Genomic DNA, 543 nt, shown 5'->3' on the forward strand with positions numbered 1-543 from the left:
TAGGGCACTGGGTTTTGATATCGAGGTTTTGGCGATTACAGATCACGACACGGTTGACGGTTTAGCGCGTGCCAAGCAATACGTTGAAGAGAACGACTTGCCGATAAAAATCATTAACGGTATTGAAATATCAACCGTTTGGCAGAATAAAGATATCCATATCGTTGGTTTGAATATTGATCCTGAAAATCCTGCATTAGCGGCATTGATTGAGCAACAAAAGCAACATCGTGTGGCTCGTTCTGAGCTGATCGCTTCTCGTCTGCAAAAGGCCACTCGTGAAGGGGTGTTAGAAGAAGTTCAGCAACTGGCTGGTGACGCGCCGATTACCCGAGCTCACTTTGCTAAGTGGTTAGTTGATAATGGTTATGCGAAAACCATGCAAATGGTGTTCAAAAAGTATCTCACTCGCAATAACCCGGGTTATGTACCGCCAAATTGGTGTTCAATGAAAGAGGCTGTCGATGCTATTCATGCCGCTGGTGGTAAAGCGGTATTGGCGCATCCGGGCAGATATCAGTTGACAGCAAAGTGGATTAAGCG

1 pseudogene is annotated in these 543 nt (G+C 45.7%); it reads left to right on the forward strand.

Annotation, left to right across the window (positions count from 1 at the left end):
- Positions 1 to 543 (forward strand): annotated as a pseudogene (locus R7Q46_RS29660) (PHP domain-containing protein); the annotation flags it as partial.

Source organism: Vibrio sp. 811, assembly GCF_033339195.1.